Here is a 15,577-nt window from a genome sequence, read left to right on the forward strand (position 1 = left end):
GTGAGTTTTGAGTTATGGTGTTCGCCGCAACTTAAAACTAAAAACTTATAACTAAAAACTCTTCAGTAAACCCTTTCCTTCGGCGGAAAGCTCTCAACAGTCAAAGGCTGTGACCGCACACCCTTGTAATCGAGCTTGTCGTTCTCCTTCCAATAGAGGGTATGTTTCATCCACTCCACATCATCCCGTTTCGGATAGTCTGGTCTTGAGTGGGCGCCGCGGCTCTCCTTACGGTGCAATGCGGACACTGCAATCGACAAACCCACATCGATCAGGTTCTCCAGCTCCAGGGCTTCGGTTCGATTGGTATTGAAGGTGGAGGAGTGGTCAGTAAGTCGAACCTCACTCAACTTCTCCCGCAGCTGCTTCACCTTCTCGACCCCCTCCGCCATCATGTCCTCGACGCGGAATACGCCGGCATGATCCTCCATGGTCTTGCGGAAATCGTTGCGCAACTGACTGACGGTGATACCATCACCCTTGCTATCCCACCGCTGCAGCCGCGCCATGGACTGCTCGACACTCGCTTCGTCGAGTGGGCGATGACCTGAATTATCTTTCACATACTCGATGATGTTGTGCCCAGCCAGACGGCCAAACACCAGGATATCGAGCAGGGAGTTGCCACCCAGCCGATTGGCCCCATGCACCGATGCACAGGCACACTCGCCAGCGGCATAGAGTCCCGGTAGATGATCCCCATTATCATCCGCGCTGGGCATCACCCGGCCGAAACGATCCGTGGGGATACCACCCATTACATAGTGGGCCGTGGGAAACACAGGTATCGGTTCTTTCACCGGATCGACGCCGGCAAAGATCTTGGAGCTCTCGCGGATACCCGGCAGACGCTTGGAGATAACCTCCTCGCCCAGATGGTTGACCTTCAACAACACGTGATCCGCTTCCGGGCCGACACCATGACCGTCACGCACTTCAGTGACGATGGATCGGGCCACCACGTCGCGGCTGGCAAGATCTTTTGCATTCGGTGCATACTTCTCCATGAAGCGGTCACCATCCTTGTTAATGAGGTAACCCCCCTCGCCTCGCACGCCCTCGGTGATCAGCATGCCCTTGCCGGCGATGCCGGTGGGATGAAACTGGAAAAACTCCATGTCCATCAGCGGCAGGCCGGCACGTAATGCCATCGCCATGCCATCACCGGTGTTGATATGGGCGTTACTGGTGGTCCTGAAGACCTGTCCGCAGCCTCCGGTTGCCAGCAGCGTGGTCTTGGACTCGATCAACAGCGGCTCCCCGGTTGCAATGTTCAACACCAGGGCGCCCAATACGAATCCCTCGCCATCCCTGATCAGGTCGATGGCGAAGTACTCGTCATAGAAATGGGTCTTGGCGCGGATGTTCTGTTGATAGAGGGTGTGCAGGATCGCATGCCCGGTGCGGTCAGCGGCTGCGCAGGTACGTGCCGCCTGCTCTCCGCCGAAGTCCTGACTCTGGCCGCCGAATGCCCGCTGGTAGATCTTGCCATTGGCGAGACGCGAGAATGGTACGCCGTTGTGTTCCAGTTCATACACCGTGGGTATCGCTTCACGGCACATATACTCGATGGCATCCTGGTCGCCGAGATAGTCAGATCCCTTGACGGTATCGAACATATGCCAATGCCAGTTGTCAGGCAGCACATTGGCCAGGGCGGCATTCACTCCCCCCTGCGCCGCCACCGTATGGGAACGGGTGGGAAATACCTTGGAGACCACTGCCACCTTGAGGTTCGCATTGGCCAGTTGCAGGGCGGCGTTTAAACCGGCACCGCCTGCCCCGAGAATGAGTGTGTCGAATCGTTGCTTTTCCAGTGCCATCTTGTTGTGAACCTTTTTCTTAGGCGGTAGCCGCCGTAAAGATAATCTGCAGAACCCAAAGCGCGCAGCCGACCAGGACGAAACCGACCAGCGTCAGCAGTGTCACGCGTAGCGCGGTGGGGTGGATATAGTCGATAAGTACATCACGAAAACCGACCCAGGCATGCAGCAGCAGGGAGGCGAAAAAGAGCAGCAGACCGAGCCCGACCAAGGGGTGAGCCACCCATCCCTGCCATGCACTAAAATCCTGCGGCGGATTGAAGATCATCTGCTGCAGTACAAAGACAATGAACAGCAATAGATAGATTGCGGTTGCACGCTGAAGAAACCAGGCCCTCAGACCAGTCGCACGACGACTCATAGCAGACCTCCCAATAAAATCAGCGCCAACACAGGTGCAACCAGTGTCACTGCCCATGCGGTTTGACGGAACATAGGTTTCTCAACGCCGATATCGATGTCTATCAACAGATAGCGGATACCCGCCAGGAAATGGTGCATCAGCCCCCATACAAAGAGAAACAGGATCAACTTCACAAGGCCATTGGCGAATAGCCCCTTGGCAGCGGCAAACCCATCGGGACCACTGAGAGAAAGATCGAGTAGATAGATAAGAAGCGGGATCGCCAATACCATCACCACACCGGTAGCGCGATGAATGATCGACATGATACCGGCCATTGGCAGGCGTATCTTAAAAAGATTGAGAAAGACCGGTCTCGGGTTAGTCTCTTGCATGTTTCTCTTTTCCAATACTGTTTATGTTAAACGAGATCAGAGTCGAACTGCTAAAGGCTCTGAGGATCAGCTGCCCTATGTTTGAAGCGACTCACTCCAAACAAAATCACTCATAATTCAATCCTTGTTCATCATACAACTGGCGCGTACCGAAGCGAGTGCAGTCATATTCAACAATCCACGCACACTGATGCTGGGTGTAACCACATGGGCCGATTTTGCACTGCCAATGAGAATCGGTCCGATCGCAATCCCATCGCCGAGCATTTTCATCATATTGAAGGCCACGTTTGCCGCATCCTGATTTGGCATGATCAGCAGATTGGCCCGGTCCTTGAGTTGTGAATTGGGAAAACGGGCAGTACGCAGCTCTTCCGACAGGGCAAGATCGGCATGCATCTCTCCCTCGATTTCCAGATCCGGCATGCGCTTGCGCACAATCCCCAAAGCCTCACGCATCTTAATTGCTGAAGAGGAGTTGTGACTACCGAAATTTGAATGAGAGATCAGCGCCACTTTGGGCTGAATACCGAACCATAACACCTCTTCAGCGCATAGCGAGACAATCTCGGCAATATCCTCTGCCGAAGGATCCTCTTGTACATAGGTATCCGCAATGAACAGGGTTCCGGATTGCAATACCAGGGCATTCATGGAGGTGAGCTTATTGATACCGCTCTCGGTACCGATAATCTTGCGCACATAATCGAGATGGGTCCAATACCGACCCACGGTCCCGCAGATCATGGCATCCGCATCCCCCGATGCCACCACCACCGACGCCAGAACAGTGTGGTTTTGGCGCAGTTTTTCACGTGCCTCCTTGGGTGAATAGCCACGCCGTTGCAGCCGCTCTAACAGGATCTTGGCATAGAGGTCGAAGTGGGGGTTATCAAAGGGATCGAGGAGTTCGACATCAACCCCTTCACGCATTCTCAACCCAAGGGCTGCAATACGCTCGTTAATGGTTTCACGCCGTCCTATGAGTACGGGGATGGCGATACCCTGATCCACAGCCTGCTGAGCCACTTCCAGGACACGCGCTTCCTGGCCCTCTGCATAGACCACCCGACGTACCTCTTCACTGGCCCTTTCAAACACCGGACGCATCGGAATGCTGGTACGGAAAACCCTGTGCTGCAGGCGGTTACGATAGCTCTCCAAATCGGTTATCGGTCGTTGCGCAACCCCGGACTCCATCGCCGCAATCGCCACCGCGTAGGGGACGCTCTCCATTAAGCGGGGATCGAAGGGTTTCGGGATCAGGTAGTCAGGTCCGAACTGCAGCTGCTGGCCGCCATAGGCGGAACGCACCACATCCGAGGACTCCGCTTGAGCCATCTCGGCAAGGGCGCGCACACAGGCCAATTTCATAGCACTGTTGATCTCGGTCGCCCCCACGTCAAGGGCACCGCGAAACAGAAAGGGAAAGCAGAGAACATTATTGACCTGATTGGGATAATCGGTTCTGCCCGTCGCCAGGATCGCGTCCGGTCTGACTGCCTTTGCCGCTTCCGGCATGATCTCCGGGACCGGGTTCGCCAGCGCCAGGACAAGCGGATCAGGCGCCATTTTCGCAAGCCAATCCCCTTTCAAAACGCCGGCGGCGGATAGTCCTAGAAATATATCAGCCCCTTCCAGGGCCTGTTCCAAGGTACGATGGGGGGTATCCACAGCATAGGCCCCCTTGTAGGAGTCCATCTCACCGGTGCGGCCCTTATACACCACACCGCTGATATCGGTAACGATGATATGCTCTCGCCGCATCCCCATATCGATCAGCAGACCGAGACAGGCCAAGGCAGCCGCACCCGCACCGGCGGTAACCAGCTTAACCTCCTCGATAGCCTTACCCACCACCTTGAGTCCATTCAGAATAGCGGCGCAAACCACTATCGCGGTGCCATGCTGATCATCATGGAACACCGGAACATTCATGCGCTCCTTGAGTGCCTGTTCGATAATAAAGCAATCCGGCGCCTTGATATCTTCAAGATTGATGCCACCAAAACTTGGCTCAAGCCGCGCCACGGTCTCGATAAATAGTTGCGGATCCTGTTCGTCGATTTCGATATCGAAGACATCGATATCTGCAAACTGTTTGAACAGTACCGCCTTGCCCTCCATGACAGGTTTGGAGGCAAGACTGCCGATAGAGCCGAGACCGAGAACGGCTGTGCCATTGGTCACCACAGCCACCAGATTTCCCCGGGCGGTATAGTCTGCCGCTTTATTGGGGTCCGCTTCGATCTCTTCGCAGGCGACGGCCACACCGGGTGAATAGGCGAGTGCCAGATCTCTCTGGTTAGCCATCGGTTTGGTGGCCTTGATCTCAAGCTTGCCTGGTTTTGGTGAGCGATGATAGTCGAGCGCTGCCTGTCTCAACTCATGAGGCATAGAGTGGTTGTCCTCGATTCAGGTGGTCAGTGATTCAGTAGAGTGTAGCCGAGGGTTAATCAATATATGCACAATAGTGAGCATTAATAGAAGCAATACTCAACTGTAGTACTATTGATAAACGAATATTAAACCAGCAGAGAGACGGAAAGTCCAGGCCAAACCTAGCCTCCCGGTAACATCCCTATCATCAGAATGTAAAAAAGACCCAGGTTATTTACTTTTATCATTGTTGATATCACCCCAGGAGACATCCCAGGGGCTGTTGAGCCAGCGGCTTGCAGCAGAGGAAAAACTCATATCCGTCTGTTCATCTTCCACACCACCAATTTCGATCGCCTCCACCTCAGCCACCTCAATGTTCGTCTCCTCCACACTGAGAACCTCTTCCGACTCCATCACAAAGCTGAGTTTATTCAGGGAAGCCCCTTTATCCAACAGCTTGATATCCCGCTCCAGATTGTCAACCACACCCCTGAGCACCTGTTTCATGCCATCGGGATAGTTCGGGTTTTCAAGCATTGCCTTAACATCGTCCTGCATCTCGACGATCTTCTCCTTGGCCCTGACCCGCTGCTGGCCCTCCTGGGCCTCCAGATGCAGGAGTTGCTCTTTGATGAGTGACGCTGAGACTGGGATCGGCGACCCAGGGGTGGCGACTCCACGCTTGCGCAGCAATACCCTTAACGAAACCGCGGTTTGAGCCGTACGTTTGAACTCATCGAGCAGATCAAATGGATTGGCATCACTCGCATCGCTGGAGAGCGAGATAAACTCGATACTCTCATCACCGCTGTAATCCAGACCGGAGTAGCGCAGGATCTTTTCCAGCTGCCCCTTAACGATCAGTTCGAGATTGTTGAAATATTGTTTGATTTTGCTGACTGGCAGATTGCGCAGGGAATCACTCAGGGAACTGTAGAGATTGAGCCCGTCTTCCGGTATGTCCTTGGAGTCCACACCGAGCACCAGCACGGCATTCAGACTATCCTGCATACTCTCAATCGCCTTGGTGATATCGACGATCTGTTTGAGGATCTGTCGTTTGCTTTCCAGTGACGAGATATCGGCCTGCAAGGCATCAGCATCGTGATCAGGTGCCATAACTATTTTTTACCTCGGGGAATGATTCAGTCTATCCTTCTCCACCCGGGAGATTATTGCTCTATAGAGGGAACGCTCCTTGGTCGTTTGAGTTCGCCCACCCTATCGACACGCTTACTCAGGCATATCGGCACACGCCAGGCCTGCTTGAACAATCCAGGGGCTGGATTCCCATTCTTATTGAGAGCTGCATCGCACTCCCGACAGGCACAACGGGGGCCGGCCGTTTCAGGGATGATTGCGAATAGACTGGGCAAGTTCCCGGACAAATGCAGCGGCTACCCGGGCACGGCCATTTTCATTCAGATGACCGCCGTCATTGGTATATTCTCCGATCAGCGAATAGTAGGTCTGGCCGTCCATTTTAAACGACTCCCTTTTGCCATCGGCATAGGTGGACTCGCTCGCGGCAATATCAACGATTGGGGAATGACTGAAACTGGAACGGAGCAACTGATTGAATTGATTGCGTTTGATATTATCCAGTTTGCTGTTGTTCGGCCTGCCCAGAAGCTCTCTTATCCATACCGACAGGCCACCAGGCGTGTGCCTGAGAGGCATTGTAGTATGAATGAATGTAATCTCCGGATGCCTGTTTATAAGCTCATCCATGATGCCCTTGTAATCGGTGAACAACTGCTGGACATCTGAGTCCCGGTCGACATCGATATAGCAAAATTTCAACAAAGCGTAGTCGATCTTCCCGGCGAGTTCCTGATCGATGAGCCTGGCAAAATCAACACATTTACTCAGTGGCTCCGTGTTCTTGCCCACTGCCGTGTGCAGCAGACACCCGGAGGCCTCACCGATCTCTGCGCTATCTGTTGTGATCTTAAGATCAACCCCCGGATAGTCCCCGATTAGATCTTCCATGCCGGCGATAATATTCTTGCCCACGGATTGATGCCCAAAAAACACCCTTGCGGTTGCCAGGGTTTTCAAATCCTGCTCCAATGTCTGCCCCACGGCTGATGCCTCCCCTTGATGAGTCTTCTCTCAGGCCAACGCTTGATAGCCGCGCTGTAATAGCTGTTGTGTAGTGTTCCAATCGATACAGGCGTCTGTAACCGATACACCATAAGCCAGATCAGCATTGATATCCTGCCGGCCGGCATTGATATGACTCTCCAGCATTGCCCCAAGAATATAGGACTCGACAGCGTCGTTTCTTGCCCGACATATCTGTTGCATAAGATTATCCCAGACCATGACCTGGCGCGTGTAATCCTTACCGCTGTTGGCGTGGGAACAGTCGACCATCAATCTTGGATTGAGCTGCTTCGATCGCAGCATCTCCGCCGCTTTGAATACATCTTGCTGATCGTAATTCGCCCCGCGACTGCCGCCGCGCAGAATCAGGTGAGTATCCCTATTGCCCGTTGTCTCCACGATGGATGTCTCACCCAGTTCATTGATTCCCAGAAAGGTGTGGGAACTGGCAGCGGCCAGCATGGCCTCTACCGCGACTTTGGTATTGCCGTCTGTGGAATTCTTGAATCCCACCGGCGCGGAAAGACCGGATGCCATCTGGCGATGGGTCTGGCTCTCGGTGGTACGTGCACCAATCGCCACCCAACCGAGCAGATCGCCTATATATTGGGGCGTGAAGGGTTCAAGTATCTCGGTGGCCGTAGCCAGTCCGAGGGCATTGATATCGAGCAGCAGTTGCCTGGCGAGGCGCAAGCCCTTGCCCATGTCAAATGATCCATTCATCTCCGGATCATTGATCAAGCCTTTCCAGCCGATGGTTGTGCGGGGCTTTTCAAAATAGACCCGCATGACGATATACAGCCGGTCACTGAGGGCATCCGCCACTGGCTTGAGTCTTTGCGCATAATCCATGGCGGCAGCCGGATCATGGATAGAACAGGGTCCGACAATCACCAACGGACGTTGATCGGCACCGGTCAGGATGTCATGAATGGTGTTGCGCACCTTGAGCACATGCTCATTGACGGCATCACTGACGGGCATCTCCCGTAACAGATCAATGGGACGAATCAGTCTGTGGGTGCTGGAGACCCGGATATTGGATACACGACTATCAATTGTCGGTTGCTGACCTGTCATGACAAATACCCTGGATGGCGCTTTCGGTTTTCACATAGTGGCAAACTGACACCATTATACTCAGCTAAGACATCTAAAGCTTGTCAATGCTGTCCCGTTAACTTCGGCCATTATGGTGTTAACAGGTTAATCCTACTTGATTTCTCTTGTCGAGTGAGGTTTGAGACATCAAAAACAGTAGGCAGGACAAGATGATGGACTGAAGAAAACATAAATACATCAGGGTGGCAAATACACGGGGAGAGTAACCCCCCTCTCCCCCTGGCGGGAGAGGGGCCGGGGGAGAGGGGGTATAATCAATACCATCATCTGCTTCAATAATCAGCATCATAGGTATTGATGGGTGAATGCTGTTTACGCTTCAATTTTATCAAGCGCTTGACGCACACCCTCTCCCCAACCCCTCTCCCGTCAAGGGAGAGGGGCGTTTAGGACTGGTTCTGGAGTAAACGAAAGTTAACGGGACAGCAGTGAAAACTTGTACATCATTGTGGCACCGCTGGCTGCTGGCCGCTTACCGCTGGCCGCTACTAACCCCCCTATCTGGCAATATCCGCCAAGCGCCCATCCAACAACCGCAACAGATCACCGGCCGCCAGTTCAATTTCCAAACCACGCCGCCCGGCACTGACATAGAGGGTGGGAAAATCGAGCCCGGAACGATCAAGCAAGGTCAACAGGCGCCTTTTCTGCCCCAACGGGCTGACACCGCCCAGTACATACCCGGTGCTACGCTCCACCAGCCTGGCATCCGCCATGGCCACCTTTTTCACCTTCGCAGCCTTGGCGAACGCCTTCAGGTCCAGCTGGGATGCCACCGGCACCACTGCCACGGCCAACTCCTTGGCATCGAGTTGGACCACCAGGGTCTTGAACACACGCTGTGGGGTGATGCCGAGCTTTTCTGCCGCTTCCAGACCATATGACGGATGCTTCGAGTCATGCTCGTAAGCGTGGGTCCGGAACTTTATCCCGGCTTTTTTTGCCGCGTTGACTGCCGGTGTCATGGTGCTTGCGAATAGCCGGCAATACGGTGCGTGATGTACATGATGAGCAACACCGCGGCGGCGAACAGATAGAGTCCGGTATGCAGTTCGATCTCGGCAATAACGTCCAGTTTTACCGCCACGATCATCACCGCCACCACCATCACATCCAGCATTCCCCAGCGTCCGTAATCATGCATGATCTTCAGCAGTTTGATATAGCGTGTCGAGTTGACTTCACCCAGTTGCAGTAACAGGAACAGCAGCAGGATCTTCAGGATAGGCAATACCACACTGAACAATCCAACCACAGCGAAGAGGAACCAGTGCCCCCTCTGGAGTAATTCCCATATCCCCGATATCACGGAAAATGAGTTTGCGATAAACAGAAACTTGGTCAGGGTCAGCATCGGCAGATAGAGACCCGCAAGCAACAGGCCTGTGGAGATCACCAGCAACCAGCGAAGCCATCTGACCGACTGTTGTGGAATCACCATCGGCCTGGATTCATCCATAGCGGTCATCGGTAGCGCCTGCCCCGGTGCTCGATCCAGCCTCCCTGCCTCCTGCCCTGGGGATCATGATGGGTCCAGTGCACCACACCCCCCCGCTCATTCCACTCATAGACACCGGAAAACCCGATAGTGTCACCTACATCAATGGCATCCACCCTCGGCGCAAGGTCGATGTTATGGGCGATCAGAACAGTATGTCCGGAAGCGAGGCGAAGAATGAAACGCTGGTGTCTGCTGCCGTCAAGATCATCCGCTAGCAACCGCACAACCTCACCATCACCCCTTACCTGTAGATCTTTCGCCCGTTGCCGGTAGGCACGCGTGATCTGGTCATCGCCAACGCTCTGGGGGGTTGCATCGGGAACTACTACTGGTGGGGTTTGTTGCCGTTGCAGCAGGCCTACATAGCCGGCGACCAGAATAATGAGAACGCCAACAACGACTTTTTTCGTTTGTGACAAAGCCTAGTTCCCCAGTCTCAGTTGACTCGTCTGCCGGTGACGTATCTGCCGTCCACGAAGTCATGAAAAAACTCTTTGATCAAGGGATGCTCCACCGGTTCGATATTGATATCCGATGTCAGATTACGCTCGGCCACATAGGTCTCGTCATTGGAGCTGTGGACCAGCACCCGGTACCAGGGCTGATCCTTGGGTGGCCGGGAGCGGGCTACCTGCTCATACCACTCGTCACTGAGCATGAATCTTGCGTCCACATCCACAATCACTCCGCGGTATTCAAACAGACGATGGTAGACAAGCTCGCCGACTGCGAACTTTGCTTTTGTAGTCTCTAAATCTTTAGCCATCAGGGACAACTCCGCGGTGATTTTGATGATGCTACTTTATCATATTCGCCTGTGGTTCAGATCCAAGCCGGATATAACGGCTCCCGCTTGGCTGGCTGATAGAGGCGATATTCCCATGTGGATCACACTATTGAATGGAAACCAGCTATGCTGACCAAACAGCTCCTGATATGATCGCGCACGTCTGAAACAGTGGGAAAGCTACCATGGTGTTGGCCAACTATTTTACTGCCGAGGGTAACAAGGTTCAGTTCACCCGCGACCAAGCCAGTCGCTTCGCAAAAGAGATTGCAAACGATTTCAATCCGTTACACAACACTGAAGCAAAGATGTTTTGCGTCCCCGGGGATCTGCTCTTTGCCGTTGCCCTGAACCATCTCGGACTGAGCCAACAGATGCATTTTACCTTCTCAGGCATGGTGAGAGACCAGGCAGTGATTTTCCCCGACAGTAGCGCATCGCTGATCCAGGTTGTTGATGAAGCGGGCAAACAGTACCTCTCCATCGAGCGCGAAGGTGAAACCACCCATGATCCACTGCTGATCGATCACCTCTCCAGCCGTTACGTGGCCTTCTCAGGTATGGCCTTCCCTCACATCCTCGTACCACTGATGGCCGCAGAGGGGGTTATGATCAACCCTGCCCGCCCACTGGTGATCTACCAGAGCATGGAGATCGACCTGAATCGCCTGGACTTGAATGATCCCCAGTTGGAATCCACTGGCTCAAGTTTGGATGTGCAGGGTAAAAAGGGCATGGTGCGCCTCGATTTTCGCTTTATGGAAGCGGGTATCGAGGTTGGACACGGCACCAAGCATATGGCCCTGAGAGGACTGCAGCCCTACCAGGATGAGGTCATGCAGGGGGTGGTCGATGAGTATAACGACTACAAACAGACCTATATCACCGCTGGCAAAGGGTGATCGGTTGAGCCACGAATCCTGGGGAATAGATGGTGGCGGGAAGTATCAGCCACACCCCGGCACACGATGCCACTGCTGCCGCTGCTCCCTTCCGGGCCTGACGGGGTTCACAGCTTCTCGTTGCGGGGGGACCGATACCTACCGCCATAGGAGCTGGGGATTATACCCATTATTCAGGGCCATTAAAGCTTGATCCCGATATTTTAGTCCCTTTGGATTATCGATTGGATTCTCAGCCGTTATTGGCAGCCTCGTATGCCCCGTCGTGACCCGGAAGTCGTATTGGGGCGCCGGAGGAAATAAAATAATCCCGTTGTTTCTGGTCTGACACTAATTAGCAATGATTGGTGTTAAATCATTACAGCCGGCCGCCAAGCCCCTATCGCGAATCAGGGAACTCAGTTTTGACCAGACATTGTCCAGGAGTATAGGCTGGGCCTTGTCATTGGGGTGGATGCCATCGGCCTGCATAAGCTCTTTTTCCAAGGCAACGTCCTGCAAAAAGAAAGGCACCAGGGGAACCGATTCCGCCTCCGCGACATCATAATAGACTTGATGGAAGGCATTCACGAACGCCTCGCCATAGTTCGCCGGCAGACGCACACCCAGCAGCAGTACCGCTGCCTTGGCCCGTTTTGCCAGGCTTACCATCTGTTGCAGATTATGGCGCATGGTTTTGATGGGGATACCACGCAGGCCGTCATTGCCGCCGAGTTCGATGACCACGAGGTCGGGCCCGTGATTGGCCAACAGGGCTGGAAGTCGGCTTAGTCCACCCTTGCTGGTATCACCACTGATACTGGCATTGACGACGCTGAAGGGGCCACAATGCTGCGCCAGGCGCTGTCCCAGGAGTGTCACCCAGCGCTGCTCGGCGGCGACGCCGTAGCCGGCACTCAGGCTGTCACCCACAACCAGCAGGTTGGGCGTGGCCGCACTCGACCCTATGGGCCATTCCAGAGATAAGAGTAATAACAGCAGTAGGATCTTTTTCATGTTGCAACCATCATCCAATCAACACCCTGTGACCGCAAGCGGCCTGGTGAAGTTCGTCGACACGGCCGCAGGCAGGATAGATATCCTGCAGCGGATCGACCTGAGGGTATCCCCCGGTGAGGCTGTGGCGATCCTGGGTGCATCGGGCTCTGGCAAATCCACACTGCTGGGATTGCTGGCCGGTCTGGACCAGGCCTCGTCCGGCGAAGTCCGGCTGTTCGGTACCCAGCTCAGCGGTCTGGATGAGGATGGTCGCGCTGCCCTGCGGGCCGGCAAGGTGGGGTTTGTGTTTCAGTCCTTTCAACTCCTCTCGGGCATGACAGCCCTGGAGAATGTCATGTTGCCCCTGGAACTGGCAGGACACGGGAAACCGGAACAAGCGGCCAAGGCCGCCCTCTCAGAGGCCGGGCTGGCACAACGCCTGCACCACTACCCCTCCCAACTCTCCGGGGGTGAACAGCAGCGTGTGGCCCTGGCCCGGGCCTTCGCCCCTGATCCCCAGGTCCTGTTTGCGGACGAACCCACCGCCAACCTGGATGCCCACACCGGAGAGCGGGTGGCGGATCTGCTGTTCAAGCTACAGGAGCAGAGCCAGACCGTACTGATTCTGGTCACCCATGATGAAATGCTGGCCGATCGCTGCGATCGCCGCCTCTACCTGCGTGACGGTATGTTGGAGAGCGAGGCTTGAATTCACTCCAGTTTGCACTGCGCTTGCTGCGCCGGGATTGGCGTGCAGGGGAGCTCAGGCTGCTCGCCACCGCACTGGTGATCGCGGTGGCCTCGGTGACTTCGGTGGGTTTCTTTACCGACCGCATCGAGCGCGCCATGGCACGCCAGGCCAGTGAGGTATTGGCGGCGGATATCAGGGTCGAGAGCAATCAGCCACTGCCCGAATCATTTACCCAGGAAGCCGAGAGACGGCAGCTCGCCCAAGCTTCGACCCTAAGCTTCCCCAGTGTCATCCTGCATGCTGAGGCGACCCAGCTGGTCCAGGTCAAAGCGGTCTCCGATACCTACCCCCTGCGCGGTCAGATGCGGGTACGTGACAGGGTGACTGGAGACGACCATGTCGCGGAAGCTGTCCCGGCGTCCGGAGAGGCCTGGCTGGAGGAGCGCCTGCTACCCCTGCTGGGGATAGATGTCGGTGACCGGATCAAGGTGGGTAAGAGCAGTTTCCGGGTGAGTCGCATCATTGTCTATGAACCGGATCGTTCGGCAAATCTGTTTCGCCTGGCCCCCAGGCTGCTGATCCCCATTGGCGACATCCCGGAGACCGGCTTGCTGGGTCCCGCAAGCCGGGTCAGACACTATCTGCTGCTGGCCGGCTCCCCCTCGCAGATGAGCGACTATCGGGAATGGGTGGAAGGGCAAAATATCAGAGGTCTGCAGGTTGAGGATATCCGCTCCGCCCGGCCGGAACTGCGCAGCGCCCTGGACCAGGGGGGACGCTTCCTGCGGCTTGCCGCCGCCACCGCCATCCTGCTCTGCATGGTGGCCGTGGCACTGTCCAGCCGCCGTTTTGTGGAACGCCAATCGGATAGCAGTGCGCTGCTGAGATGCCTTGGCGCCAGCCGTCGGCAAGTCACCCGGATATTTATCCTGCGACTGTTGAGCCTGGGGCTGGTCGCCAGCCTGCTGGGCGTATTGATCGGATTGGGTGTACAGACCCTGCTTATTCAGCTGATCGGCCACTGGTTCACCAGCCAGGTCCCGGCGCCCACGGCATGGCCGGTGGTATCGGGCCTGGTCACCGGCATTCTGGTCCTGATCGGTTTCTCCCTGCCCTCCGTCATTCGCCTCGGCGAGGTACCCCCGCTGCGGGTTTTCCGGCGTCACTTGGCGGCACCCCCCATCAGCTACCGGCTGTTTCTCCTGGTATCCCTGGTCTCCCTGAGCGTCCTGCTGGTGTGGCAGATCGGCGATGACAGGATGGCCCTGCGCCTGATAGGCGGGCTTCTGGCCGGACTGGCGATCCTGCTGTTGTTGTCACGCCTCCTGGTCTATGTGCTGGCACCCTTGCGCCATCTCACCGCGGGTTCCTGGCGCTATGGGTTGGCCAGCCTTTCCCGCAATCCCGCCACAACCAGCATTCAGTTGACCGGTTTCGGATTGGGCTTTACGGTGTTGCTGCTGCTGGCGATCGTGAGGGTCGATCTGTTATCCAGTTGGCAGGGGGCGCTTCCCGCCGACAGTCCCAACCAGTTTCTGATCAATATCCAACCCGACGAGGTGGAAGGGGTGCGTGATCTGCTGGCCCTGGGCGAGATAGATACCAAAGGACTGTTTCCCATGATCCGCGGCCGTCTGGTCTCCATTGATGGGCATCCGGTCAGCCGCGATGATTATGACAATCCCAGGGCCCAGCGCCTCGCAACCCGGGATTTCAACATCAGCCATGCGCTACAGCCACAGGCCGACAACAAGATCATCGCCGGTCGTTGGTGGTCGCAAGCCCAGTTGAACGAGGCCTGGTTCTCGGTGGAGCAGGGATTGGCGGAGACCCTGGGGATACCCCTCGAGGCTGAGTTGGAGTTCGAGATCGCCGGCAGCCGGGTCAAGGGCCGTGTCGAAAGCCTTAGATCTGTGGAGTGGGACTCGTTCAATGTCAACTTCTTCGTTATCGGCACACCGGGATTGCTTGCCCGGGGACCGGCCACCTACATCACAAGCTTCTATATGCCCGCCGAAAAGAGGCCGATGTTACACCGCCTGATCCAGCAATTCCCCAGCATCACGGCGCTGGATGTCACCGCCATCATGGCCCAGGTTCGCGCCATCATGGACCGCGGCGCCCTGGCGGTGGAGGCGGTCTTCCTGTTCACCCTTGCCGCTGGATTGATCGTGCTCTATGCAGGCATTCAGGCAAGCCATGAGCTGAAGGTGCAGGAGACCGCCGTATTGCGCACACTCGGGGTCAAACGCAGTGTGCTCTATCTCTCCACCCTGCTGGAATTTGCCCTGCTTGGGGGATTGGCGGGCCTGATCTCGGCTGCATTGGCAAGCGGCATCAGCTACTCCCTGGCCCATACGGTGTTCAATCTACCCTGGGAGTTCAATTTATCCATGTGGATCACCGCCCTGCTGGGAGGTGCCCTATGCGTCGGAATCGCCGGTACCCTGGCCAGCCGGCCGCTGCTTAATACCCCACCACTGGTGACTATGAGGAAGATATAATCCGGTACTGATCAATGACAGCCTGATCGGAAGTGATGCA

At 55.6% G+C, this 15,577-nt stretch carries 15 protein-coding genes and 1 other RNA gene; 3 read left to right on the forward strand and 13 right to left on the reverse strand.

Features of this window, described 5'->3' with window-relative positions:
• Positions 1-62: 62 nt before the first annotated feature.
• The 11 genes from sdhA to hspQ form a co-directional block, all read right to left on the reverse strand.
• The gene (gene sdhA / locus R2K28_RS13775) at positions 63-1,823 is read right to left on the reverse strand and encodes a succinate dehydrogenase flavoprotein subunit (RefSeq protein WP_316365203.1); all 1,761 of its coding nucleotides are present in this window, start codon (positions 1,821-1,823) and stop codon (positions 63-65) included.
• 19 nt (positions 1,824-1,842) lie between these two features.
• Positions 1,843-2,184, reverse strand: a complete 342-nt coding sequence (gene sdhD, locus R2K28_RS13780; protein ID WP_116445963.1) for a succinate dehydrogenase, hydrophobic membrane anchor protein — start codon at positions 2,182-2,184, stop codon at positions 1,843-1,845.
• Positions 2,181-2,561: a succinate dehydrogenase, cytochrome b556 subunit gene (sdhC, locus tag R2K28_RS13785; RefSeq protein WP_316365205.1), complete on the reverse strand. Its 381-nt coding sequence runs from the start codon at positions 2,559-2,561 to the stop codon at positions 2,181-2,183. The genes sdhD and sdhC overlap by 4 nt, the downstream gene beginning before the upstream one ends.
• 117 nt (positions 2,562-2,678) lie before the next feature.
• The gene (locus R2K28_RS13790; protein ID WP_316365206.1) at positions 2,679-4,958 is read right to left on the reverse strand and encodes an NADP-dependent malic enzyme; all 2,280 of its coding nucleotides are present in this window, start codon (positions 4,956-4,958) and stop codon (positions 2,679-2,681) included.
• A gap of 213 nt (positions 4,959-5,171) precedes the next feature.
• On the reverse strand, positions 5,172-6,062 hold the full coding sequence (locus R2K28_RS13795; protein ID WP_316365207.1) for a hypothetical protein: 891 nt from the start codon (positions 6,060-6,062) through the stop codon (positions 5,172-5,174).
• 228 nt (positions 6,063-6,290) lie between these two features.
• On the reverse strand, positions 6,291-7,028 hold the full coding sequence (locus R2K28_RS13800; protein WP_316365209.1) for a hypothetical protein: 738 nt from the start codon (positions 7,026-7,028) through the stop codon (positions 6,291-6,293).
• Positions 7,029-7,058: 30 nt separating this feature from the next.
• Positions 7,059-8,132, reverse strand: a complete 1,074-nt coding sequence (locus R2K28_RS13805) for a 3-deoxy-7-phosphoheptulonate synthase (RefSeq protein ID WP_316365211.1) — start codon at positions 8,130-8,132, stop codon at positions 7,059-7,061.
• 539 nt (positions 8,133-8,671) lie between these two features.
• Positions 8,672-9,139, reverse strand: coding sequence for a Cys-tRNA(Pro) deacylase (gene ybaK, locus R2K28_RS13810; protein WP_316365213.1), 468 nt, complete (start codon positions 9,137-9,139; stop codon positions 8,672-8,674).
• On the reverse strand, positions 9,136-9,642 hold the full coding sequence (locus R2K28_RS13815; RefSeq protein ID WP_316365214.1) for a paraquat-inducible protein A: 507 nt from the start codon (positions 9,640-9,642) through the stop codon (positions 9,136-9,138). The genes ybaK and R2K28_RS13815 overlap by 4 nt, the downstream gene beginning before the upstream one ends.
• Positions 9,639-10,094, reverse strand: coding sequence for a DUF3465 domain-containing protein (locus R2K28_RS13820; RefSeq protein WP_116445956.1), 456 nt, complete (start codon positions 10,092-10,094; stop codon positions 9,639-9,641). The genes R2K28_RS13815 and R2K28_RS13820 overlap by 4 nt, the downstream gene beginning before the upstream one ends.
• Before the next feature lie 17 nt (positions 10,095-10,111).
• Positions 10,112-10,441: a heat shock protein HspQ gene (gene hspQ / locus R2K28_RS13825; RefSeq protein WP_316365217.1), complete on the reverse strand. Its 330-nt coding sequence runs from the start codon at positions 10,439-10,441 to the stop codon at positions 10,112-10,114.
• A 206-nt stretch (positions 10,442-10,647) separates the two neighbouring features.
• Here hspQ and R2K28_RS13830 point away from each other — a divergent pair, with 206 nt between their 5' ends.
• A complete protein-coding gene (locus R2K28_RS13830) occupies positions 10,648-11,364 on the forward strand; it encodes a DUF3581 family protein (protein WP_316365219.1) in 717 nt (238 codons plus the stop codon).
• Between the two features lie 40 nt (positions 11,365-11,404).
• Here R2K28_RS13830 and ffs read toward each other — a convergent pair.
• Both ffs and R2K28_RS13840 read right to left on the reverse strand, forming a co-directional pair.
• Positions 11,405-11,501: signal recognition particle sRNA small type (ffs, locus tag R2K28_RS13835), an RNA gene on the reverse strand.
• A gap of 193 nt (positions 11,502-11,694) precedes the next feature.
• Positions 11,695-12,360 (reverse strand): arylesterase, encoded by a 666-nt coding sequence (locus R2K28_RS13840; RefSeq protein ID WP_316365222.1) that lies wholly within the window; start codon positions 12,358-12,360, stop codon positions 11,695-11,697.
• On the opposite strand from R2K28_RS13840, the gene R2K28_RS13845 reads away from it, so the two are divergent.
• Positions 12,359-13,051, forward strand: a complete 693-nt coding sequence (locus R2K28_RS13845) for an ABC transporter ATP-binding protein (RefSeq protein ID WP_316365223.1) — start codon at positions 12,359-12,361, stop codon at positions 13,049-13,051. The genes R2K28_RS13840 and R2K28_RS13845 overlap by 2 nt on opposite strands.
• Positions 13,048-15,537 (forward strand): ABC transporter permease, encoded by a 2,490-nt coding sequence (locus R2K28_RS13850; RefSeq protein WP_316365224.1) that lies wholly within the window; start codon positions 13,048-13,050, stop codon positions 15,535-15,537. The genes R2K28_RS13845 and R2K28_RS13850 overlap by 4 nt, the downstream gene beginning before the upstream one ends.
• Positions 15,538-15,577: the final 40 nt, after the last annotated feature.

This window comes from Candidatus Thiodiazotropha sp. CDECU1, from assembly GCF_963455295.1.
Lineage (GTDB): Bacteria > Pseudomonadota > Gammaproteobacteria > Chromatiales > Chromatiaceae > Thiodiazotropha.